The organism is Curtobacterium sp. NPDC087082, from assembly GCF_044745045.1.
In the GTDB taxonomy this organism is placed as follows: Bacteria; Actinomycetota; Actinomycetes; order Actinomycetales; family Microbacteriaceae; genus Curtobacterium.
This window is the reverse complement of the sequence record NZ_JBIUZN010000004.1, coordinates 51,280-74,560: the sequence shown is the minus strand read 5'-3', so window position 1 is coordinate 74,560 and position 23,281 is coordinate 51,280. Positions and strand designations below refer to the sequence as shown.

The window sequence follows — 23,281 nt, the reverse complement described above, 5'->3', positions numbered from 1 at the left end:
CGCTACGCGATCTTCGTGTAGCGCACCCCGGCGTCGTGGTACCCACGCTTCTGGTAGAACCGGTGCGCGCTGTCCGTGGCCGCAGCGCTGACGGCGCTGAGGCGACGTGCGCCCTGCTCGACCGCCCATGCTTCGAACGTGCCGATGAGCGCCGAACCGGTGCCGAGCCTCCTGGCCGACTCGTCGACCACCATCAGCAGCAGCTGCGCCGTCGGCTCGTCGCTCGCGTACGCCCACGTGACCTGCGCGCCGGCGACCGCGATCGCACGACCGTCGTCGTCCCGCACCACCCACGTCCGGTGGCCGGCCTCGGGCGTGAGCCGTTCGAGGCGGGCGCGCATGGCGGCGTCGTCGACCTCGTGGCCGAGCAGTCGGACGAGGGCGGCGACGTCGGCGACGTCCGTGTCGGACCAGGTGGTGATCGACTCGACGGAGAGGGTCATGCCCGCGACACTACCGACAGCCCCGTCCGTGTGACGACGGCTGCCAGGACGTTCAGTGCGTGGCCTGCTCCAGGCGGATGCGGGCGAGGATCTCGGTGCGGAGTTCCTCGGGTGCCGTCTCCTTGCACGCGCGACGGACCGTCTCGATGAGGACGACGCCGACGCGGTGCTCGGTCGTGCAGTCCTCGCAGTCGTCCATGTGCTCACGGATGTCCGCCGCGTCCTCGCGGCAGAGCTCCCCGTGCAGGAACTCCTCGAGCTCGGCCTTCGCCTTCGAGCAGTCGCAGCCGCTCATCGCGCTTCCTTCCCTTCGACGCGGCTCGACGCCGCGGCAACCTTCCGGCCTCGTCCGCGCATCGTCGCCGTCGACGCTGCGTCCGGGACGATGCCGGTCTCACGTGCGTGGTCGGCCAGGAGCCCGCGGAGGAGCCGGCGGCCACGGTGGAGGCGGCTCATGACCGTCCCCACGGGGGTCTTCATGATGTCGGCGATCTCCTGGTAGGAGAACCCCTCGACATCGGCGAAGTAGACGGCCATCCGGAAGTCCTCCGGGATGGCCTGCAGCGCGTCCTTCACGGCGGAGGACGGCAGGTGGTCGATGGCGTCGGCCTCGGCGGAGCGCGCCGAGATCGACTGCGTCACGCTCTCCGCGCCGCCGAGCTGCCAGTCCTCGAGCTCGTCGATCGTGCCCTGGTACGGGTTGCGCTGGTTCTTGCGGTACGTGTTGATGAACGTGTTCGTGAGGATGCGGTACAGCCAGGCCTTGAGGTTCGTGCCCTGCTTGAACTGGCGGAACGCGGCGAAGGCCTTGACGAAGGTCTCCTGCACGAGGTCGGACGCGTCGGCCGGGTTGCGGGTCATCCGCATCGCCGCGCCGTACAGCTGGTCCATGAAGGGCAGCGCCTGGTCCTCGAAGAGGGAGCGGAGCTCGGCCTCGGAGACGGTCTTCGCGTCGACGACATCGACCGCGCCGGCCTCGTCGTCGCTGGCCTCGTCCTCGCGGTCGCCGGCCTCGTCCTCGCGCAGTGCTGCTTCTTCGGACACCGCGTCGAGCTGCGCCTCGGTCTCCTCGACCAGGTCGTGCGGTGCTGCGTGCGGTTCGTCGGTCGTCATCGCCGTCGAGTCTAGGCCGACGGTGCTCCCGAGCGTCGTCGGCACGGCGGGCAGAGTCGTCCGCGGTCGTGCGAGTGTCGCTGTCGCCACTGATCCTCCCGGTGCGTTCAGTACCCTTGTGAACCGATGGCAGTCACGACGCATTCCCAGTCCCGGACCGAGCCCTGGATCGCCCCGCTCGCGCGGGGTCCGCTGCACGGCGACGTGTCGCTGCCCGGGTCGAAGTCGCTCACCAACCGCGAACTCGTGCTCGCCGCCCTCGCCGACGGTCCGTCGACCATCCGGCTGCCGCTGCACTCGCGCGACTCGGCGCTCATGGTCGAGGCGCTCCGGCAGCTCGGCGTCGGGATCGACGAGGTCCCGCCGGCGCCCGGTGCGACCGCGAACCCGTACGGCCCCGACCTCCGGATCACACCGGCGCCGATGCACGGCGACGTCCGGGTGGACTGCGGACTCGCCGGCACCGTGATGCGCTTCCTGCCGCCCCTCGCCGCCCTCGCGGTCGGGCCGGTCACAGTCGACGGCGACCCCTACGCGCGCAAGCGGCCGATGCACGCCATCATCCAGGCGCTCGTCGACCTCGGCGTGGACGTCACCGACGACGGCGGCGGCGCGATGCCGTTCTCGTTCACCGGCACCGGCTCGGTCCGCGGCGGATCGCTCTCGATCGACGCCTCGGCCTCGTCGCAGTTCGTCTCCGGGCTCCTGCTCTCCGCCCCGCGCTTCGACGAGGGCCTGCACCTCACGCACGTCGGCGAGCGCCTGCCGAGCATGCCGCACATCGAGATGACCGTCGCCGCCCTCCGTGCCCGCGGTGTCCGGGTCGACGAGCCCTCGGTCGGCGAGTGGGTCGTGCACCCCGGGCCGATCGCCGCCCGCGACGTCACCATCGAACCCGACCTGTCGAACGCCGCGCCGTTCGCCGTGGCGGCGCTCGTCGCCGGCGGCACCGTCCGCATCCGCACCTGGCCGACGGCGACGACCCAGGTCGGTGCCGACCTCGAGCGGCTCCTCCCCCTGTGGGGCGCGACCGTCACGCGGGACGGCGACGACCTCGTCTTCGACGGCGGCGTCGGGGTCCGGGGTGGCGCCTCCCTCCCGGGTCTCGAACTCGACCTCAGCCGCGGCGGCGAGCTCGCGCCTGCCCTGGTCGCGTTGGCGGCCCTGGCCGACGGCCCGTCCGAGATCACCGGGATCGGCCACCTGCGTGGGCACGAGACGGACCGTCTCGCCGCGCTCGCGTCGGACGTCAACCGTTCGGGAGGCGCGGTGCACGAACTCGACGACGGCCTGCGCATCGAGCCTGCCGCGCTCCACGGCGGCGACTGGGCCGCGTACGACGACCACCGGATGGCGACGGCCGGCGCGGTCGTGGGTCTCGTCGTCGACGGCGTCGCCGTCGACGACATCGGCTCGACCGCGAAGACGCTGCCGCAGTTCCCCGAGCTGTGGGCGTCCCTGGTCGCGACCGGGGACACGGGGGTCTGACGCGATGAGCTGGTGGGACGACGTCGACGGTGACGACTCCGACGCGGACGAGCCGTACGGGCAGTACGACGAGTCGAGCGTGCGGGTCCGCCCCAACCCGAAGGGCAACCGCCCCCGCACGAAGGTCCGTCCGACGTACGAGGACGCCCCCACGGGGTGGGTGACGAACGTCGACCGCGGGCGCTTCGGCGTGCTCGTCGGGGACCGGGTCATCACGGCCACGAAGGCCCGCGAGCTGGGGAAGAAGTCCGTCGTCACCGGCGACACGGTCCACCTAGCCGGCGACGTCTCCGGCGAACCGGGCTCCCTCGCGCGCATCGTGAAGGTCGCCGAGCGCACCACGCTGCTGCGCCGGAGCGCCGACGACACCGACGAGGTCGAGCGCGTCATCGTGGCGAACGCCGACCAGATGCTCATCGTCGTGGCCGCCGCCGACCCCGAGCCGCGCACCCGACTGATCGACCGGTACCTCGTGGCGGCGTTCGACGCCGGCCTCGACCCGATCCTCTGCATCACGAAGACCGACCTCGCCGATCCCTCCGAGTTCCTCGCGCACTTCGCCTGCCTCGACCTGCGCATCGTGACGAGCCGCTCCGACGACGTGCCGTTCGACGCCCTGCACGAGGTCCTCGACGACAAGGTGACCGTGACCGTCGGGCACTCGGGCGTCGGGAAGTCGACGCTCGTGAACGCGCTGACCGGGTCGTCCCGGGCCACCGGGGTCGTCAACTCGGTGACCGGTCGGGGACGGCACACCTCGTCGTCGTCGATCGCGCTGCAGGTGCGGGACGGCGGGTGGATCATCGACACCCCGGGTGTCCGGTCGTTCGGGCTCGGACACGTCGACCCGGCGAACGTCTTCCGTGCCTTCGCCTCGCACGCCGTGCCCGTTCGCGAGCCGGTGGACGGGATCCCCCTCTCCCAGGCGCACGACTGGGAGATCGTCGACCGGGTGCAGGCCGGCGAGCTCGGGTCGACCGGGGTCGAGCGGCTCGACTCGTTCCGGGCGCTGCTGACCGGCATGGGCGCCGAGGACCCGGGCACGGAGTAGCGCGGGGCGCCGACGCGCCTCGCGCCTCGCGCCTCGCGCCTCGCGCCTCGCGCAGTGTGCGAGGTTCCGCGCTCGGTGGGACGCCGGCGCCCTCCCACGGTGTGCGGAGGCTCGCACACTCCGGCGCCCGCACCGCACCGTGCGCGGCGGCACCCGGGTCGACAGGTGTGCACCGACGTTGTACAGTTGCCCTTCGTGTCTGAAGTTGCAAAGTACAACTTTGCGCCGACCCCCGCCGTCGACGCCCCGTCCTCCCCCATGACGACAACGACGTCGCACGTGCACACCACCTCCCCCCACACCCACTCGCATGCCGCTCCCCGTGCCTCCAGGGCCCCGCGTCAGCCGAACGGCCCGTCGACGCTCCGTCCGCAGAGCCTCGGTCGCACCCTGCTGAGCTTCGGCTCGCACATCCTCGTGCCCCTCTTCCTCGCGATCGGCATGGGTCTCGCCTACCTCGGCGCCTTCCACGCCCCGACGCCGCACGACCTCCCGGTCGGCATCGTCGGACAGGGTGCGGCGACCCAGGTGTTCGCGCAGACCGTCACGGACGAGTCGGACGGCGCCCTCGTCACCCACGTCGTGTCCTCCACCGCCGAGGCGGAGCGCCAGGTCCGTGACCGCGACCTCGCCGCCGTCTACGCACCGACCGCGACCGGCGCGACGCTCTACGTCTCGACCGCGGCGTCGGAGACCACGGCGACCGCGGCCCAGAAGATCTTCATGCCGATCGCCTACCGGTCGCACCTGCCCTTCACGGTGCAGGACGTCGTGCCCTCCGGCGACGAGGACACCACCGGACAGGGCCTGTTCTTCCTGCTCGTCGCCCTGAGCGTCGGCGGCTACGCGTCCGCGATCGCGGTGGCCGCCTTCGCCACCCGGCTGCGACCGCTGTGGACCGCCGTCACCGGCCTCGCGACGGCCGGAGTGGTCGCGGGCATCGGCATCCTCATCGCCGGTCCGCTGTACGGCATCATCACGACGAACCGGTGGGAGATCTTCCTGTTCGCCTGGATGTACGACGCGATCATCGTCGCGCTCGGGGTCGGCCTACACCCGCTGCTCGGCCGGTGGACGACGCCGATCCTCACGATGCTGTTCGTGATGCTGAACTTCACGTCGTCCGGTGGCATCTTCCAGCCGGCGTTCCAGCCGGGGTTCTTCGCCGGCCTCAACACGTTCTGGAGCGGTGCCGCCTGGCTGCAGGCAGCGCAGGACCTGCAGTACTTCCCGGGCGCCTCGCTCGGTCGGTCGTCGCTCGTGCTGGCGCTGTGGCTCGCCGCGGCCGTGCTGCTCTGCGTCGTCGTGCACGGTCTCGTCGCCCGCCGCGCCCGCATCGCCCGCGAGCGCGAGGTCACCGCCCTCGAGGAGGAAGAGGTCGTGGCGGCGTAGCCCCCGCTACGCTGGCGACCGTGGACCTCAGCGCCGACCTGGACTTCGCCCGCTCCCTCGCCGACACCGCCGACGCGATCAGCCTCGAGCGGTTCCGTGCCGCCGACCTGCACGTGTCGAAGAAGGCCGACAGCACGCACGTCACCGATGCCGACCAGGCGGTCGAACGAGCGCTCCGCGAGCGGCTGGGCGCCGAGCGTCCCGACGACGCCTTCCTCGGCGAGGAGACCACCGCCGACACCGGCGCCGAGGCCGTCAGCGAGGGCCACCGCCAATGGGTGGTCGACCCCATCGACGGCACCGCGAACTACCTCCGCGGCGTCCCGGTCTGGGCCACCCTCATCGCGCTCGCGGTGGACGGGCGCCCGGTCCTCGGCGTCGTGAGCGCACCCGCCCTCGGCAAGCGTTGGTGGGCGGCCGAGGGGCTCGGCGCGCACTCCTTCGACGGTCCCCTGCACGTCTCCGGCGTCGACTCGCTCGCCGAGGCCAGCCTGAGCTACAACAGCATCCAGCAGTGGGACGACGACGACCGCCTGGACGCCCTCGTGACGCTCTCCCGTCGGGTCTGGCGCACCCGGGCCTACGGCGACATGTGGTCGTACATGCTCGTGGCCGAGGGCGTCCTCGACGTCGCCGGCGAGCCCGACCTCAAGCCGTGGGACATGGCGGCGCTCGTGCCGATCGTCGAGGAGGCCGGTGGCCGGTTCACCTCGCTCGACGGCGATCCCGGCCCCTGGCACGGCAGCGCGCTCGCGACGAACGGACTCGTGCACGACGCCGTCGTCGAGGTCATCCGCCGCTGACGGCCCCGAACGCCCGGCGCGTGCAACTGTTGCACGCGCCGCGGTGCGACATCGTCGACGTCGTACGACCGCGGCCTCGTCGCAGTCCCGCGCGCGCAACCGTTGCGGCCGCGCGGAAGCGACACCATCGACGTCGGACGACATCGGCGTTGTCGTTCCGAGTCGGCACGAACACTCGACCGACGACCACCCCGCGGGTCGGCCCTGCGGCGGACACCGGCTGTACCCCGATTCTGTACCGCGGATCGCCGCAGCCGATCCCGGAACGCCCCCCGAGGGGGGCACGTGGCCCCCCGGACTGGGGACACCGCGGGTGGACATCGGATTGCGGAGACCGGCCATCCGAGCCAGAACCTGAGTTATCTTGCTTTCAGGCGACAGGTCAGGTGCCGCTTCGGAGTCCCTAGCTCCGAACGGGATGCCAGACCGGTCGTGCTTCGTCCGAAGACCCTAACCCGAGGGGTGATACAGACGATGACTTCATCGTTCCCGAGCGGAACCGAGTGCACCCTCACTCGTCATCCGCATTCCGTTTCCGACAGCTCCGGCACGCGTTCTTCCCTGCGTGCCCCACGTCCGGCTCTGCGCGCGGTCACCCGCCGTGCCTCCGACCGGTCCCTCTCCTCCGTTGCATCCGCTTCCGGGCCCGGAGGCCGGTGAGTCATGGCACTCACCGGTCGCCGTCTCGAGGTCGACCGGATCGCGACCCTCGCTGTACTCCCTCGTGAGTCCGCGATGGTCGTCGTCGGCGACCCTGGTTCCGGACGCAGCAGCGTCCTCGACGCGGTGTCCAACCGCGTCTCCCTCCCCGTCGTACGCGTCGGAGTGAACGGGAGTGAGTCCCACTGGCCCCTGGCCGGCGTGACCTCGCTCTTCACCGCACTCGACGATCCCCGTGCGACGGCCCACATCGCGCACCTCCTCCAGGGGAGCGCACCCGTCGACCGGCAGACGCCGGGGCTGGCGGCGGCGCACGACTTCCTCGACGCCGTGCACGCCCTCACCCTGCCGCCGACGCTCGTGCTGATCGACGACCTCGACCGCATGGACGTGGAGAGCCAGGAGCTCATCGCGTTCCTCGCGTCGCGGCTCGCCGGCACCGCACTGCGCGTCGTCGCCACGGTCCGCACCGTGCCGCCGGCGGGACCACTCGCGGCCCTGCCGACGCTCCGGATCGAACCGCTGCCCTCGGACGAAGCACTCGTGCTCGCCCGTGACATGGCTCCGGAAGAGGCGAACGAGGGTGTCCTCGCCGTCCTCGCCGAGGAGACCGGTGGCAACCCCGGCGCACTGCGCGAGCAGCTCGCCGTGCTCAGTCGCGAGCAGCTGAACGGCTCCGAGCCGCTCGTGCTGCCGCTCCGACCGACCCCGACCACCGAGGCCATCGCGGCCCTGGTGCTCGGTTCCGCAGCAGGACGCGATCTGGACGTCCTGGCGCGGTTGGCCCTCGTCCCCGTGGCGAAGACCACCGGTTGGGACCGCGACGAGCTCGACGACCTGGCACACGCCGGACTCACCACCGTCAAGGGGCAGACCGTCTCGGTCCGCGATCCCCTGGTCCGTTCCGCGCTGTACTGGCGGATGCCGGCACGGGACCGTCGGGCCGCGCACACGGAACTCGCCGCGGCGAGCGCCGAGTCCGACCCGCGTGCGGCCGCGTGGCACCGCAGCTTCGTCGACGACGTCCCGGACGTGGTCGCGCTGCTCCGTGCGGCCCGCTCGTACGTGGTGGACGGCAACGCCCAGGCCGCGGTCGTGCTCACCGAACGCGCTCTGCACATCGGTTCGGGGCACGAGGACGAGCACGCTGCGCTCCTCGGTGTCGCCGAGGCCCTGCTGGCGAACCGGCTGCTCGGCTTCGCCGCGCGGTACCTCGCCGCGATCCGGCCGTTCCGCTCCACAGCGGACGAGACCCGTCGGCTCCGTCTGTCGTACTCGGTGCAGTACCTCAGCGGCGACGCCGTGCACGCGGACGAGCTCCTCGTGCCGGTCGACCCCGAGAACGCCGCCGAGGCGGACGCGCTCGGTGGGCTCCTCGCGATGGTCGCGTGCTTCCGGGCCGAGGCCTGGGAGCTCGACCACGCCAGGGACCTCCTCGCCCGGGCCGAGCCGCTCAAGCGGTCCGCGTCGCAGCACACCCTGGAGATCACGGAGACCGCGCACGAGCTCATCGCCGCGGTCGACGGGACCCTCCCGGCCGACACGGCGCTGCACGACGGGCTCTCCACCACGACGCTGGTGGGCATGTCCGACCCCGCGCTGCTGCTCCTCGCCCACGCGTTGAGCATCGCCGAGCGGTACCGCAGCGCCCGCCGCGTGTTCGCCCTCGTCCTCGCCCGGGGACAGGAGGCCATGCCGGTCTGGACCGAGGCCGCCCGCTACCTGTCCGCCGAGAACGAGGTGCGCTCCGGGAACTTCCGGCAGGCGCTCCGCGCGATCGACGTGTGGGAAGCCGGATCGTCGGTGGTCGAGCGGCTCCGTGAGCCGTCCCGTGCCATCGCGCTCGCCTGGCGGCACTTCGCCGAGGGGCGCTCCCCCGAGGCACTCGAGGTCCTCGACCGGTGCCTCGCGCAGCGGTCCACGAACCGTCTGTGGGGTGCGACCGCCAAGCTGCACGCCCTGCGCGGTCGGGTCCTGCTGCTCGACGGTCGGCTCGACGAGGCCGCGGCCTCGCTCGAGGCGGCGGACGCCATCGGTCGCTCGCTGCGGAACCCGGCGGTGCTCCGGCACCTCGGCGACCTGGTGGAGGCGTACTCGCGCCTCGACCGGATCGACGACGCCCGGGCGATCGCCGCGCGGCTCGCGGCGGACCACCACGCCCGCCCGTCGCGCTGGGGCGCCCTCGTCCTGGCGCGGAGCCTCGCGCTCGTCGCGGACGACACCACCCGTGACACCGCGCGTCGCCGTGCACTGGAGCTGTTCCAGCCGCACGACTCGCAGTTCGAACGTGCTCGGACCTTCGCGGCGCTCGCTGCCGTGGGGACCCCGACGGAGCGTCCGCGCCTCGGTGCGGCCGCTGCGGCGGCGTACGAGGCGGCGGGGCTCCGGCGTCCGCTGGCCACCCCGGCCGCGACGGTCGCGATGCCGGTCTTCGGCTCGCCGACGTCGCTCCGGTCCGCGCCGGTGCTGTCCGCGCAGATGCCCGGGACGCCGCGCAGCGCGCCGGATGCCTCGGCGGTGCTCACCTCGCTCACCGCGGAGGAGCGCGCCGTCGTGCAGAAGGTGACGGAGGGGTACCGCAACCGCGAGATCGCCTCGTCGCTCTTCATGTCGCAGCGGACGGTGGAGCTGCGACTGACGCAGATCTACCGCAAGGTGGGAGCGCGCTCGCGTTCGCACCTGGTCGCGCTGCTCACGTAGTCGAGACGCGACCCACCACCGGACGGGAGGCGCGGTGCCAGCTGGCACCGCGCCTCCCGTTCGTCGTCGGTGCGGGCCTTGGATGCGGGTTGCGGGACTCCGCACGCCCTGTCCTCCGAACGGGGGACCGCTCGCGGTGAACCGCAAGAGCGGGCGACGACCGTTGCCGTGTCACCGACCGGCGGGTGATGCTTCTCGTGCACCGACCGCCGTGCTCCTCCGGGAGCCCGCCCGTGGTACCCCGTCCGGTACCCGAACCGTCGGCCCACGAACGCCGTCGTCCGTCCTCGCCTGATCCGAGGACGGGCGGCGGCCCGGGCCGGCGGACCGGACGCACGGCAGACCCGACGGCGGTCGGTGCCGCAAGGCTCCTCCCTCCCCCACCCGAGCTGCTCCTCCCACCCGAAGGGAAACCAGATGTGCGGCATCATCGCGGCCCGCGTCACCGACGACGCGTCCCCCTACCTGCTCGACGGACTCGAACGACTCGAGTACCGCGGGTACGACTCGGCGGGCATCGCCGTCCGGACCGCCCACGGCGGCACCGAGACCATCCGGTCCGTGTCGCGCGTCGGTGACCTGCGCACGCTCGTCGCCGCACGCTCCGGCGACGCGCTGACGGGGGTCGGCATCGGGCACACCCGGTGGGCGACGCACGGTGTGGTCCGCGAGGCGAACGCGCACCCGCACGCCGACTGCTCCGGCCGGATCAGCATCGTGCACAACGGCATCGTCGAGAACGCCGACCGGCTCCGTGCGACGCTCGAGCGCCAGGGCCACGTGTTCTCGTCGGACGTCGACTCCGAGGTCATCGCGCACCTCGTCGAGCGGGCGCTCGCGGTGGACCCGGACCTCATGCTCGCGGTGCAGATCGCGACCGCGCAGCTCGAGGGCTCGTGGGCGATCGTGGTGCTCGACGCCCGGGACGGCCGCATGGTCGTCGCCGCCGAGCGCTCCCCCCTCGTCGTCGCACGGTCCGCCCGCGGCGACTTCGTGGCGAGCGACATCGGGGCGATCGCCGAGTGGTGCGAGACCTTCGTGGCACTCCGCGACGGCGACGTCGTCGAACTCGGCGAGGCCTGGACGTGGTCGTCCTCCGGCGTCACGGTCCCCGTGCCCTTCCCGACGCCGTCCCCGTTCGCCGCGACCGCGCTCGACCTCGGCGACCACCCGGACCACATGGCGAAGGAGATCGAGGAGCAGCCCGAGGTCGTCGCCTCGATCCTCGACCGGGTCGCCCGCCGGGCCGCCGACGGCAGCATGTGGGTCGGCCTGGGGCTCCCCGGGTTCCACCGACTGGCGATCGTCGCGTGCGGCACCTCGCTCAACGCCGGGCAGGTGATCGCCACCGCGCTGCGCGGCATCGGCGGCGTGCCGACGGACATCGTCGTCGCGAGCGAGGCCGACCAGGCGGTGCTCGGCCCGGGCACGCTCGTGGTCGCCATCAGCCAGTCCGGCGAGACCGCCGACGTCCTCCGCGCGCTCGACCGCTTCGAGGACCGGCACCCGGTGCTCGCGCTCACGAACAACGTGCACTCGTCCCTGGCCCGCCGGGCGGACGCCGTGCTCGACTGCCACGCCGGCCCGGAGATCGGTGTCGCCGCGACGAAGACGTTCACCGCGCAGGTCGTCGTCGGCGTCGCCGCGGTGATCTCCGCGCTCGTCGCCTCGGGTCGGATCGACGGCGAACGCGCGGCCGCGCTCGTCGGCGAGCTCTCCGACCTCCCCGCCCGCATCGACCACGCCGCCGCGATCGCCGCCGACCGCATCCCGCTGCTCGTCTCGAGCGTCAAGGACGCGACCGGCTTCCTCTTCCTCGGCCGTGGCGCCGGGCTGCCCTACGCGGCCGAGGGCGCGCTCAAGCTCAAGGAGCTCAGCTACCGCTGGGCCGAGGCCTACCCGGCCGGCGAGCTGAAGCACGGCCCGCTCGCCCTCGTCGACGAGGGGACCCCGGTCGTCGTCATCGACCACGGCGACCACCGACTGCAGGCGAACATCGCCGAGGTCCGTGCCCGCGGCGGGTTCGTCATCACGATCGGCGGCGAGGGGTCGGACATCCCCGCACTCGGCCGTCGCATCGTCGGCGACCTCGCCTGGGGTCGCGCGACCGCACCGTGGGGTCCGCTCGAGGCCGTCGTCCCGCTGCAGATGCTCGCCCGCGAACTCGCGCTCCAGCTGGGGTGCGACGTGGACAAGCCGAGGAACCTCGCCAAGTCGGTGACGGTCGAATAGCCAGGCACACGCGCTTCAACCGCCTGACGGTGTTCCTCGCCGTCCTCACGGCGCTCGCCATCGTCGCGACGGTCATCGTGATCGCCGCGACGCTGGTGCCGTCGTTGCTCCCCCAGGGTCTTGCCGGGTTCGTCACGGACGGTGCTGCGATCCTGGTCCCTTGACCACCGCAGCCCCGCCCCTCGTCGTCGTCGCGCTCCTCGTGGGCGCGGTCCTGCCGTTCGTGCCGTTCGTCGGCCGGGTGGCGCGCATCGCCGCGACGATCGCGCACGAGGTCGGGCACGCCGTCGTCGTCGTGCCGTTCGGCGGACGCATCCAGCGCATCGAGCTGCACCCGGACGGCTCGGGCGAGGCCTGGGTCCAGCTCGGCCGGGTCCCCGGTGCGATCCGGTGGCTCGTGCGGATCGTCAACCTGTACGCCGGCTACAGCGCGCCGCTCTGGGCGGGCGTGCTGCTCGTGACCGGGGTGCTGCACGGGTCGAGGTGGGTGCCCGTCGTGGTCCTCGGCGTCGTCGGGCTCGTCGCGCTCGCGTTCGTGCGGAACTGGTTCGGGATCCTCGTGGTCCTCGGCTTCGACGCGCTCGCGCTCTGGGTCGCCCTGCGCCCGTCCGAGGCGACCGTGCTCGTGGTCGCCGCGGTCGGGGCGTTCTTCGTCGTGGACGGGCTGCGCTCGGTGGTGCAGGTCGCCCGGTGGCTCGCGACCGGGGCCCGTGTGCAGACCGACTTCCACATCGCCGCGGCCGAGATGCGGGTGCCGGCGTCGGTGTGGTTCGTGCTGTTCGTCGCGGTGAACGCCGCCGCGGTGTGGCTCGCGCGCGGTCCGCTGCTCGAGGTGTGGGCGACCGTCTCCGACGGCGTGCGCGCGCTGTTCTGACGCGGGCGGCGGTCCGCGGGCGGCGGGCGGCGGCGGCGCGCGGCAGGCGGCGGGCCGACTCGGAACGACATCGTCACTGTCGTACGACCTCGACGTCGTCGCACCCCCGCGCGCGCAACAGTTGCGCACGCGCGGCAACGACGAGCCCGCTGTCGTACGACATCGACGTTGTCGCAACCCCGCGCGCGCAACAACGCTGCGAGGATGACGACGATGCACCTCGACGACGTGACCACCGCCCTCGCCGCGACGACCGCTCCGCACCGCGACCGCTTCCTCGCGTTCGTGCGGACCCACGGCGACGCGGCACTCCGACGCGACGGCGGCCCGGAGCACCTCACCGCGTCGTGCTTCGTGTTCTCGCCCGACCTCGGGAGCGTGCTGCTGTGCCTGCACCGCAAGGGCCGGTTCTGGGTGCAGTTCGGTGGACACCTCGAACCGGGCGACAGCGACCTCGCCGAGGCCGCCCGTCGCGAGGCCCGCGAGGAGTCCGGCATCGCCGACCTCGACCTGCTCGACACCTCCGTGGCCGACCTCGACCGTCACGACCTGCACGGGGGCTTCGCCTGCGCCGCGCACTGGGACGTCGGCTTCGTCGCCGTGGTCGATCCCGCTCGGGCGACCACCGTCAGCGACGAGAGCGACGACGTCCGGTGGTTCGCCCTCGACGCACTGCCCGAGGGCCTCGCGCCCGGGCTGCCCGCACGCCTGGCCGCGGTGGTCGCCACGGTCGCGCACCGCGACTGACACCGGACGGGAGGCACGGGGCGGCGCCGACCCGCGCCTCCAGTCCGATGCGTGCGCACCTTGCGACGTGACACGCGTCGATCGACGGGTGCAGTGTCGCGATCGCCGCGCGAACCGCGCCGCGCGCCGCGCGCCGCCCGCCGCGCTACTCCCAGGGGTGCTGCGCCAGCTCCGCCGGGTCGATGACCCGCCCACCGGCCACCACGAGCGACCGCGGCACGCGGCGCACCAGCGCGTCCATCGGGTTCTCCGCGTCGACCAAGACGACGTCCGCGCGCGCACCGGCGACGATGTCGTGCTCCTCGTCCGTGACGAACCGTGCGCCGTCGCGCGACGCGATCTCGACCACCCGCACCAGGTCCTCGTCCCGCACCACCCCGCCGGCCCGCGCGTACTGCCACGCGATGCCGAGCAGGTCGCCGTCGCCGTAGGGGCTCCACAGGTCACGGATGCCGTCGGTGCCGAAGCCGAACCGCACCCCCGCGTCGTCGAACTCGTGCAGCGGCAGCTGCTTCATGCGCACCGGCGCGACCGTCGTCATCGTGACCCCGAGGCCCGCCATCCGGGCGAGCAGGTCGCGGCGCCGGACCGGGTCGACGTCGACGATCGCGAAGCCGTGCGCGACGTTGACCCTGCCGGGCGCGATGCCGAGCCGCTCGACGCGGTCGAGGACCAGGTCGAACGAGAACGCCCCGAGCTCGGCAGGCTCGTGCAGGTGGACGTCGATCCCGCACCCGGTGTCGGCGGCGATGTCGAACAGGCCGTCGAGGTGCCCGACGGGGTCGCGGTCGATGAGCGACGGGTCGAGGCCGCCGATGTGGTCCGCTCCGCCCTCCGCCGCACGGCGCAGCAGGTCGAGCACGCCGGGGCGCCGGAGCACCCCGTCCTGCGGGAACGCCACGATCGACAGCTCGACCGCGTCGTGGAGCGCGGCACCGGCGGCGCGGACCGCCTCGATGCCCCGGAGTCCGACGCCGAGGTCGACGTCCACGTGGGTGCGCACCCGGGTGGTGCCGGTGCGGAGCGACTCCCGCAGGACCCTGGTCGCGACGGCCTCGCCCGGGATCCCGAGGGCGTCACGTCGGGCGCGCTCGTGGGCGATCCGACCCTGGGTCCCGCCCTCGCCGCCGTACGACTCCCACGGGTGGCCCCACCAGCTCTTGTCGACGTGCGCGTGCGTGTTCACCAGCCCGGGGAGCGCGAGCTGCCCACGACCCTGCACCTCGGTCGCGCTGCCGGCCGGGACGGTGCCCGGGGGTGTGACCGCGGTGGTGCGGGAGCCGGTGACGACGACGTCGGCCCGTTCCCCTCCCCACGGTCGCACGTCGCGGATGATCAGGGTCGCGTCCTCGTCCACCATGCCCCCACCCTGCCAGTCCGGCCGCACCGGGTGTGCGCGGGACCCGCCGTAACGGAACGCCGCAAACGGGAACCGCGGAGGGAAGCCTGCGAGAGTACCGGCACGACGACGGCAGGAGGTGTCCCGTGACGGACGAGGCGCACGGTTTCGCGACCGAGCAGGTGCACGGCGGGTTCCAGCCCGACCAGGGCCACGGAGCGAGGGTCCCCGCGATCCACATGTCCTCGGGCTTCCTGTTCGACGACTTCGACCAGGCCCGCGACCGCTTCGCCGGGACCGATGACGGCTACACCTACACACGGCTCGGCAACCCCACGAACGCCGACGTCGAGCGCCGGGTCGCGCTGCTCGAGCGCGGCGTCGAGGCGATCCTGGTCGGCAGCGGGCAGGCCGCCGCCACCGTCGCGTTCCTCGGCATCCTGCAGGCCGGCGACCACGTCGTCGCGGCGCGCAGCATCTACGAGGGCACCAAGGGCCTGCTCGTGCAGAACCTCGGACGCCTCGGGATCGAGGTCGACTTCGTCGCGGACCAGCGCGACCTCGACGAGTGGGCGCGACTCGTCCGCCCGAACACGAAGGCCTTCTTCGCCGAGACGATCCCGAACCCGAAGAACGACGTCCTCGACATCACCGGCGTCGCCGACACCGCGCACCGTGCGGGTGTGCCGCTCATCGTCGACAACACCCTCGCGACGCCGTACCTCGTGCGTCCGGTCGACCACGGCGCCGACATCGTCGTCCACTCGGCGTCGAAGTTCCTCTCCGGCCACGGTGCCGGGCTCGGCGGCGTGGTCGTCGACGGCGGCACCTTCGACTGGTCGGCCTCCCCGGACCGCTGGGTGCACCTGACCAGCCCGGAACGGTCGCTCGGCGGCGAGAGCTACGTCGAGCGCTACGGCAGCCGCGCGTTCGTCGTCTTCGCACGCGACGTCGTCGCCTCGCGCATCGGCCCGACGCCCTCCCCCTTCAACTCCTTCCTGCTCCGCCAGGGCATCGAGACGCTGTCGCTGCGCGTGGAACGCCACAGCGCGAACGCGCTGGCTGTCGCGTCCTTCCTGGAGCAGCAGCCGGAGGTGACGAGCGTCGACTACGCGGGTCTCGCCTCCAGTCCGTTCCACGACCTCGCCCAGCGCTACCTGCCGCGCGGTGCCGGGTCCGTCTTCGCGTTCACGCTGGACGGCGGCGAAGCCGCCGCGCGGACCTTCATCGACAGCGTCCAGCTGTTCAGCCGGATGACCCACCTCGGTGACGTCCGCTCGCTGATCTTGCACCCCGCCACCACGACGCACGCCGGCAAGACCTCCCAGGAGCGCGCCGACCAGGGCATCGACGACGGCCTCATCCGCCTGTCGGTCGGCATCGAGGACGTCGCGGACCTGGTCCGCGACCTGTCGCGCGGGTTCGCCGCGTTGCGTGGCGCGGGGGTGGGTCAGGAGGCGCGGGTCGACTCCGACTCGGAGCTCGCCTCCCTCGAACACGCCGTTCCCGGCAACCACGTCATCGCGGAGGAACTCTAGGCAATGGCCGGACTGCAGCACTTCGGGTACTTCTTCTCGCGCGGGTTCGGCCCGCAGGCGTGGGGCCGGTCCGACTGGGACTGGGGGCACGACTGGACGAAGCCCGACCTGTACCAGCAGTCCGTCCGCGCCCTCGAGCAGGCCGGCATGGACCTCGTCATCGCCGAGGACGCGATCTCGCTCGGCAACCCGTCGACGCTCGACCTGCGGATCCGGCAGGCGTACGGCGGCCCGAAGCACGACCCGCTCCTGCTCGCGCCGTACCTGTTCGCCGCGACGTCGCACATCGGCATCGCCCCGACCGTGAACGCCGGGTTCACCCCGCCGTACCTCGCCGCACGGCAGTTCGCGACGCTCGCGCACCTCTCCGGCGACCGCTTCGGCGTCAACGTCGTGACGGACACCGGGAGCGCTCGGCACGCCGGGATCGCTCCGCTCCCGCACGACGCCGCGTACGACCGCGCCGAGGAGTGGTTGCAGCTCGTGCGGCGGCTCTGGCACTCGTGGGGCTCCGGGTACGTCGGGGACCGCTCCGACTGGCACTTCGCCGACGGCGACGCCCTCGACGCGTTCCACCACGAGGGTGCGTACTTCACCGCGGACGGCCCGCTCAACGCCCTCCCGCTCGACTCCGACCCGATCGTGGTCTCCCCCGGCGGCTCCGGCCGGGGGCTCGGGTTCGCCGGAACGCACTCGGACGTGCAACTCGCGCTCGCACCGCTGTCCGCGGCGGCCGTGCGGGACTACCGCGCGCGGGTGCTCTCCGCCGCGGCCGACGCCGGACGCACCGCGGACGCGCTGCGGATCCTGTTCGTGCTCAAGCCCGAGATCGTGTCGTCGGCGGCCGAGGCGGACCGCGTCGTCGCCGCCTCCCGGCACCCGTCCGACGACGACCTCCGCACCGCGGCGATCGCGTGGTCGAGCGACTCCGAGACGGACCTGCTCGCGCTCGACCTCGATGCGCCGATCCCGGCGGGGACGTTCGGCGACCACGTCTCGGCCGGAACGATCCGCGGCCTCGTCGGCGACACCCCCGACGCACCGCTGCGCACGCTCCTCGAACGCAAGGCCCGGAAGGGTCGGGTGTCCTCGCGCGAGGGCTTCGTCGGGACCGCCGACGAGTTCGCGGACTTCATCGAGGAGCTCGGCGCGGACGCCGACAACGACGGCATCATCTTCTCGGGCGACCTGCACCCGGCGCAGGTCTACCGGATGCTCGGCGACCTCGTGCCGGTGCTCCGGCGCCGTGGGCTCCTGCGACGGGAGTACGGCGCCGGAGGCATCCGGGAGAACCTGTTCGACTTCTGAGACCGCGCGCCCCGTGGCGCGGGTCCTAGTGGTGGACGGGCTCCACGACGCCGCTCTCCTCGACGTCGCGGACGTCCTCGGCGGTGCGGAGGATCTCGTCGCGGTCGGACGCCGAGTTGATCGCCCAGTAGTAGATCACCAGGGAGAACACCGCCACCACGACGATGTCGATCCACAGCGGGAACACCGGGTGCGTCAGCGGACCGAAGTCGCTGAGGAACACGATGAGCCCCATGCCGATCAGGTACGGCAGCAGCCACTGGGCCGCCTTCCAGTCCCAGCGCGGGCGGACGCTCGAGGCGCCGCGGAACACGTTGTTCAGGATGATCACCACGGCACCGATGAGGATCGCGACCCCGAGCTTCCAGTCGGTGTCCCACCCGGTCCAGAGGATGATGAGGTTCGCGACGACGAACGCGATCGGTGAGAGCAGCGTCGCGGCCGGCATCCGGTAGGGGCGCTCGACCTCGGGGATCCGCTTCCGGAACGCGCCGAGGGCCAACGGTGCACCCGCGTACATCAGGACGGACGCACTCGTGATGAGGCTGACCAGCCCCTGCCACGACGGGAACGGCGCGAAGCACGCGCACCCCACGACGAACGCCACGATGAGGCCGACCCAGGGCACGCCCTGCTTCGTCGTCCACTCGAAGGCCTTCGGGAAGTACCCGTTGCGGCTGAGCCCGTACGAGATGCGGCTCGTGGCCGTCACGTAGATGAGACCGGTGCCGGCGGGCGAGATGATCGCATCGATGAAGATGACCACGGCGAGCCAGGTGATGCCGGCCGCCATCGCGATGTCGGCGAACGGTCCGGTGTACTTCGTGAAGTCCGCGGTCGCCCACGAGCCCTGGATCGCGTCGGAGCGCAGGACGCCGAGGAACACGATCTGGAGCAGCAGGTAGATCACGAGCCCGATGAGCACCGAGCCGATGACGGCGCGCGGGATGTCGCGCTTCGGGTTCTTGGCCTCGCCGGCGAGCTGGTCCGCCTGCTCGAAGCCGAGGAACGCGAAGATGATGCCCGACGTCGACACCGCGGCGAGGATGCCCTTCGCGCCCTCGGGCATGAAGCCGTCCGCCGCGGTGAAGTTCGAGCCGTGGAACCCGCTGAACGCCAGGACGATGATGACCAGCAGGGGGATGGCGACCTTCCACCAGGTCGCCGCGGAGTTCGTGTTCGCGAGGATCTTCACGCTGAGCATGTTGATCACCGTGACGACGGCCATCAGGACGATCGCCACCGCGATCCCGGCGCCGGTCAGCAGCTGCTGGGTCTCCCCCTCGATGACCACGGTGTGCAGCCACGGGTGGGCGAACTGCCAGTGCTGCGCGTACTTGATCATCGCCTCGACCTCGATCGGGGCGACCGTCACGGACTGCAGCCACGAGAACCACCCGAAGGAGGCTCCGGCGATGCCGCCGAAGGCGATGTGGGGGAACCGCGCTGTTCCACCCGCGATCGGGAACATCCCGCCGAGCTCGGCGTGCACGAGTGCGAGGACGAGGATCGCCACGCCACCGATGAGCCACGAGATGATCGCGGCGGGCCCGGCGGTCTTCAGGGCCTCCTGCGAACCGAAGAGCCAGCCGGAGCCGATGATCGACCCCGTCGAGGCCCAGATGAGCCCGATGAAGCCGACGTTGCGCTTGAGGCCGGAGTCCGGCAGCGCCTGTGTCGTTGTAGCCACTGTTGCTCCTGTCGATGAGCGCCGCCCCTCGTACGGGGGCTGCGCTCATCGACTCTGGCACCGTGACAGCACTTTGGTCGGATTGTTTAACACAATGGAAACAAACGTGCTGTACAAGCCCTCAGGCTACTTCTTGTCGTGCTTCTTCTTGCTCTTCTTGTCCGACTTCTTCTTCTCGTCCTGCTTCTTGTCCGACTTCTTGTCGTGCTTCTTCTTCGCGTCCTGCTTCTTGCCGGACTTCTTCTTGTCGGACTTCTGCTTGCCCTTCTTGTCCGGCTCGGGCTCGGGCGACTCCACCCCGTCGACGGGTTCGACGACCACCGCGCTCCCCGTGTCGGCCAGGACGTCGACCTCGTGCTCCTCGAGCGTCGGCGCGAGGGCGTCCTCCACCCGCTCGACGACGATCGACGCGCCGTCCTCGGCGAGCCGGACGAGCGCCTGGGCCGCCCGGACGCGGGTCGTCGTCTTCCGGGCGAGCACGTCGGCGCGGGCACCCTCGAGGAAGGCACGGAGCGACCGTTCGACCACCGAACGACCTCGCGGCGCCGAACGGTCGAGGCGGTCGAGCTCACCGGCAACACCGGAGACGTCGTCCTCGACGTGCTCGTGCCGCACGGACTCGATGAGCGCGGCGATCGCGGCGGCCCCACGCTCGACCGCTGCGGATCGCTGGTCGAGCACGACGAGCATCTCGATCACCGAGCCGTACGTCACCGTCTCGAGGCGGACCGGCTCGGCCCCACGCCCGCGGATGACCAGCCGGGCGTCCGGCGTCGGCAGCCACGCGGCCAGCGCAGCGACGGTCGCGATCGAGGCCACCGCCCGCTCGTAGTCGGCGAGCACCACTCGCTCCTGCTCTCGCAGACGGACTCGGATCGCGATCTCCTGCACCACGTGGACCTCCCGTTCGTGGGCACGGGCGTGTTCCCGCGCCTGCTGCGGATCGTAGTCCTCGCAGGTGGCGGGACAGCGAACGCCCCGGCATCGTCCGGGGACGGTGTCGGGGCGTTCGGTGTGGCAGTGCGTGACAGCGGTGCGGCGTCCGGCGAATGGTGGAGATGGGGGGAATCGAACCCCCGTCCATCGCTGCAATTCGACGTCTTCTACGGGCGTATCCGGATGGTTCGTTCTGCTCGGCCCCGTCCTTTGCTACCGGCTTCTAGGACGACGGGCCCAGTCTCAGTGCAAGTCCCGCACGGCCCTGAGGCGCAACCGTGCAGCAAGTCCTCTGGATGACGCCGGAACTCAGGTTAGAAGACGATCACCTGGCCGACGGACTTCATGTGCTGGGCTGCTTACGCAGCGAGAGCGAAGTCAGTGCGCTTGGAATTGGCACTTGTTGTTTTCCACGGATCGTTGACGAGATGACCGTGGGTCCTCGGCCCGCTTCCCGTCGGCACACAGGCAATGTCGAAACCGATCATCCCCATGCGGGCCGGACGTGCGAACCGCTGTCACGCTCTTGAGTTGCCAATGCTCCGATCGGAGCAGTCCCTCAGTCTAGCCGACCGAGGTGCACCGGCGCTACTCGCCGACGCGGTTCCGGGTGCGCATGGCCCGCTCGGCCTCGCGCTTGTCCGTCTTCTCGCGCAGGGCCTGGCGCTTGTCGAACTCCCGCTTGCCCTTCGCGACCGCGATCTCCACCTTGGCCCGGCCGTCGTGGAAGTAGATCTGCAGCGGCACGAGCGTGTAGCCGCCCTGCGCCGTCTTGTGCGAGATCTTCACGATCTGCTGCTTGTGGAGGAGCAGCTTCCGCTTGCGCCGGGGAGCGTGGTTGTTCCACGTGCCCTCGGTGTACTCGGGGATGTGCACGGCGTCGAGCCAGGCTTCGCCGCCGTCGATGAAGGCGTACCCGTCGACGAGCGAGGCGCGCCCTTCGCGGAGGGACTTCACCTCGGTGCCGGACAACACCATGCCGGCCTCGTACGTGTCCTCGATCAGGTAGTCGTGACGCGCGCGACGGTTCGTCGCCACGATCTTCTCGCCGCGTTCCTTCGCCATGCGTGTCTCCTTCCGTGCGGTCGCTGCGGATGCGCAGCCCTACAGACTACCCAACACGCGGCGCCCACCGCACCTTCCCGGCGCGCCGCCCGCGCCGGGCCGGTGTCGGCCGCCGCCGAGACTCGGCCACGCGGACACTTTCGCGGCACCGGAGGCACGAAAGTGTCCGCCGGCCCGAGACTCGGCCAGCACGAGCGCCGGCGCGTCAGACCTTCAGGTAGCGGCGGATCGCGACGAAGGCGGACAGTCCCGCCAGCACGATGCCGATCACGATCACCGACGGCACCACGACGGCCGCGTCCCCCATGCCGATGAACGCCGTGCCCGAGAACCGCTGCGCGAGGTAGTTCCGCACGAAGAACCAGACCACCGCAGTGATCGCGCCACCGGCCAGGACGGCCCCGATGGCAGCGGCGATCACCCCCTCGAGCACGAAGGGTGTCTGGATGAACCGGTTCGACGCCCCCACCAGGCGCATGATGCCGAGCTCTCGCCGTCGACTGAACGCGGACAACCGGATGGTCGTCGCGATGAGCAGCACGGCGGCGACGAGCATGAGCGCCGCGATGCCGATCGCCGTGTACGACGAGGCGTTGAGCAGGTTGAAGATCGGTTGCAGGTACCCGCGCTGGTCGACCACGCTCTGGACGCCGGCGACCTTCGACAGGCTCTCGACGAGGACGTCCGCCTGCGACGGGTTCTTCAGGTTCACCCAGAACGTCTCGTTGAGGTACTCGGGCTTGACGAACTCCGTCGCCGGCGAGTCCTTGAACTGCTGCTTGAACCGGTCGTACGCCTGGTCCTGGTCCTCGTAGTACGTCTTCTCGATGTACGGCTTGAGCGTCGACGAGTCGAGCTGCTCCTGGACCTGCTTGCGCTGGTCGTCGGTGGCCTTGGCCCCCGTGCAGTTACCCGTGGTGTCGGTGTCGGTGCAGAGGTAGACCGCGACCTGCGCCCGGTCGTACCAGTACCCCTTCATCTGGTTGATCTGCATCTGGAGCAGGATCGCGGTGCCGACGAAGGTGAGCGAGATGAAGGTCACGAGGACGACGGACACGACCATGGACGCGTTGCGCCGCAGGCCCGAGCCGACCTCGGACATGACGAGCCCGAGCCTCATCGGATGATCCCCGGGATGGTCTGGATGCCGGTGGTGTTCGAGACGCCCGCGCGCTGGATCGGCACGGCCTGGGTCTGGTAGCCGCCGGACTGCTCGTCGCGCAGGATGGTCCCGTTCGAGAGCTCGATGACGCGGCGCTGCATCTGGTTGACGATGCTGGCGTCGTGGGTCGCCATGAGCACGGTGGTGCCTCCCTGGTTGATGCGTTCGAGGAGCGCCATGATGCCGGCAGAGGTCGTCGGGTCGAGGTTGCCGGTGGGCTCGTCGGCGAGGAGGATCGCCGGCTTGTTGACGACGGCGCGGGCGATCGCCACGCGCTGCTGCTCACCACCGGAGAGTTCGTGCGGCATGCGGGTCGCCTTGCCGGCGAGGCCCACGAGCTTCAGCACGTCGGTGACGGCCTCGCTGATGAAGCCCTTGCTCTTGCCGATCACCTGCAGCGAGAACGCGACGTTGTCGAACACGTTCTTGTTCGGCAGGAGCCGGAAGTCCTGGAAGACCACGCCGAGGTTGCGGCGGAAGTACGGGACCTTGCGCGACGACAGGGCGCCGAGCCGCTGCCCGAGCACGTGGATCTGCCCGCGCGACGGCTTATCCTCCTTCAGCACGAGGCGGAGGAAGCTGGACTTGCCGGACCCGGACGCGCCCACGAGGAAGACGAACTCCCCCTTGAGGATCTCGAGGGAGATGGCGTCGAGGGCGGGGCTCGGGTTGCCCGAGTACACCTTGGTGACCTGGTCGAATTTGATCATGACCGGATCAGGGTAGGTCGCGTCGCCCGG

Annotated in this window: 20 protein-coding genes and 1 other RNA gene; 11 read left to right on the top strand and 10 right to left on the bottom strand. The window is 71.5% G+C overall.

The window, feature by feature from the left end; genetic code table 11:
• Positions 1-2: 2 nt before the first annotated feature.
• From ACIPEP_RS11665 to ACIPEP_RS11655, 3 genes are read right to left on the bottom strand one after another with little or no spacing between them, the layout of a single operon-like run.
• On the bottom strand, positions 3-443 hold the full coding sequence (locus tag ACIPEP_RS11665) for a GNAT family N-acetyltransferase (RefSeq protein ID WP_070416369.1): 441 nt from the start codon (positions 441-443) through the stop codon (positions 3-5).
• A gap of 52 nt (positions 444-495) precedes the next feature.
• Entirely contained in the window at positions 496-738 is a 243-nt protein-coding gene (locus ACIPEP_RS11660) for a zf-HC2 domain-containing protein (RefSeq protein ID WP_070416370.1), read from the bottom strand.
• Entirely contained in the window at positions 735-1,556 is an 822-nt protein-coding gene (locus ACIPEP_RS11655; protein ID WP_402717359.1) for a sigma-70 family RNA polymerase sigma factor, read from the bottom strand. Before ACIPEP_RS11655 ends, ACIPEP_RS11660 begins: the two co-directional genes overlap by 4 nt.
• Positions 1,557-1,682: 126 nt before the next feature.
• Here ACIPEP_RS11655 and aroA point away from each other — a divergent pair, with 126 nt between their 5' ends.
• The 9 genes from aroA (at position 1,683) to ACIPEP_RS11610 (ending at position 13,503) form a co-directional block, all read left to right on the top strand.
• On the top strand, positions 1,683-3,044 hold the full coding sequence (aroA, locus tag ACIPEP_RS11650; RefSeq protein ID WP_402717358.1) for a 3-phosphoshikimate 1-carboxyvinyltransferase: 1,362 nt from the start codon (positions 1,683-1,685) through the stop codon (positions 3,042-3,044).
• Positions 3,045-3,048: 4 nt separating this feature from the next.
• Positions 3,049-4,095 carry a ribosome small subunit-dependent GTPase A gene (gene rsgA / locus ACIPEP_RS11645; RefSeq protein ID WP_402717357.1) on the top strand — a complete coding sequence of 349 codons (1,047 nt, stop codon included), beginning with the start codon at positions 3,049-3,051 and terminating at the stop codon, positions 4,093-4,095.
• Between the two features lie 279 nt (positions 4,096-4,374).
• Positions 4,375-5,487 carry a hypothetical protein gene (locus ACIPEP_RS11640; RefSeq protein WP_402717356.1) on the top strand — a complete coding sequence of 371 codons (1,113 nt, stop codon included), beginning with the start codon at positions 4,375-4,377 and terminating at the stop codon, positions 5,485-5,487.
• A 20-nt stretch (positions 5,488-5,507) separates the two neighbouring features.
• A complete protein-coding gene (locus tag ACIPEP_RS11635; protein ID WP_083294964.1) occupies positions 5,508-6,290 on the top strand; it encodes an inositol monophosphatase family protein in 783 nt (260 codons plus the stop codon).
• 663 nt (positions 6,291-6,953) lie between these two features.
• Entirely contained in the window at positions 6,954-9,650 is a 2,697-nt protein-coding gene (locus tag ACIPEP_RS11630) for a LuxR C-terminal-related transcriptional regulator (protein WP_402717355.1), read from the top strand.
• 417 nt (positions 9,651-10,067) lie between these two features.
• Positions 10,068-11,882, top strand: a complete 1,815-nt coding sequence (gene glmS, locus ACIPEP_RS11625) for a glutamine--fructose-6-phosphate transaminase (isomerizing) (protein WP_309888822.1) — start codon at positions 10,068-10,070, stop codon at positions 11,880-11,882.
• 29 nt (positions 11,883-11,911) lie between these two features.
• Entirely contained in the window at positions 11,912-12,046 is a 135-nt protein-coding gene (locus ACIPEP_RS11620) for a hypothetical protein (RefSeq protein ID WP_261647065.1), read from the top strand.
• Positions 12,043-12,756 carry a M50 family metallopeptidase gene (locus ACIPEP_RS11615; protein WP_402717354.1) on the top strand — a complete coding sequence of 238 codons (714 nt, stop codon included), beginning with the start codon at positions 12,043-12,045 and terminating at the stop codon, positions 12,754-12,756. Before ACIPEP_RS11620 ends, ACIPEP_RS11615 begins: the two co-directional genes overlap by 4 nt.
• A 204-nt stretch (positions 12,757-12,960) precedes the next feature.
• Positions 12,961-13,503: an NUDIX domain-containing protein gene (locus tag ACIPEP_RS11610; protein ID WP_402717353.1), complete on the top strand. Its 543-nt coding sequence runs from the start codon at positions 12,961-12,963 to the stop codon at positions 13,501-13,503.
• 145 nt (positions 13,504-13,648) lie between these two features.
• Here the strand turns inward: ACIPEP_RS11610 and ACIPEP_RS11605 are convergent, their stop codons facing one another.
• Complete coding sequence (locus ACIPEP_RS11605; RefSeq protein WP_402717352.1) at positions 13,649-14,863, bottom strand: amidohydrolase family protein; 1,215 nt, start codon at positions 14,861-14,863, stop codon at positions 13,649-13,651.
• Between the two features lie 125 nt (positions 14,864-14,988).
• Here ACIPEP_RS11605 and ACIPEP_RS11600 point away from each other — a divergent pair, with 125 nt between their 5' ends.
• Positions 14,989-16,380 (top strand): O-acetylhomoserine aminocarboxypropyltransferase/cysteine synthase family protein, encoded by a 1,392-nt coding sequence (locus ACIPEP_RS11600; RefSeq protein WP_402717351.1) that lies wholly within the window; start codon positions 14,989-14,991, stop codon positions 16,378-16,380.
• 3 nt (positions 16,381-16,383) lie between these two features.
• Positions 16,384-17,688: an LLM class flavin-dependent oxidoreductase gene (locus ACIPEP_RS11595; protein ID WP_402717350.1), complete on the top strand. Its 1,305-nt coding sequence runs from the start codon at positions 16,384-16,386 to the stop codon at positions 17,686-17,688.
• A 25-nt stretch (positions 17,689-17,713) separates the two neighbouring features.
• Here the strand turns inward: ACIPEP_RS11595 and ACIPEP_RS11590 are convergent, their stop codons facing one another.
• The 6 genes from ACIPEP_RS11590 to ftsE all read right to left on the bottom strand — a co-directional run bounded on the left by ACIPEP_RS11590 (position 17,714) and on the right by ftsE (position 23,251).
• Entirely contained in the window at positions 17,714-19,378 is a 1,665-nt protein-coding gene (locus ACIPEP_RS11590; RefSeq protein ID WP_070416379.1) for an APC family permease, read from the bottom strand.
• Positions 19,379-19,504: 126 nt separating this feature from the next.
• A complete protein-coding gene (locus tag ACIPEP_RS11585; protein WP_402717349.1) occupies positions 19,505-20,272 on the bottom strand; it encodes a hypothetical protein in 768 nt (255 codons plus the stop codon).
• A gap of 156 nt (positions 20,273-20,428) precedes the next feature.
• Positions 20,429-20,806: a transfer-messenger RNA gene (ssrA, locus tag ACIPEP_RS11580) on the bottom strand.
• A 96-nt stretch (positions 20,807-20,902) separates the two neighbouring features.
• Positions 20,903-21,379 (bottom strand): SsrA-binding protein SmpB, encoded by a 477-nt coding sequence (gene smpB, locus ACIPEP_RS11575; RefSeq protein ID WP_022907777.1) that lies wholly within the window; start codon positions 21,377-21,379, stop codon positions 20,903-20,905.
• A gap of 205 nt (positions 21,380-21,584) precedes the next feature.
• On the bottom strand, positions 21,585-22,499 hold the full coding sequence (gene ftsX, locus ACIPEP_RS11570; RefSeq protein WP_070416381.1) for a permease-like cell division protein FtsX: 915 nt from the start codon (positions 22,497-22,499) through the stop codon (positions 21,585-21,587).
• The gene (gene ftsE / locus ACIPEP_RS11565) at positions 22,496-23,251 is read right to left on the bottom strand and encodes a cell division ATP-binding protein FtsE (RefSeq protein ID WP_402717348.1); all 756 of its coding nucleotides are present in this window, start codon (positions 23,249-23,251) and stop codon (positions 22,496-22,498) included. The genes ftsX and ftsE overlap by 4 nt, the downstream gene beginning before the upstream one ends.
• Positions 23,252-23,281: the final 30 nt, after the last annotated feature.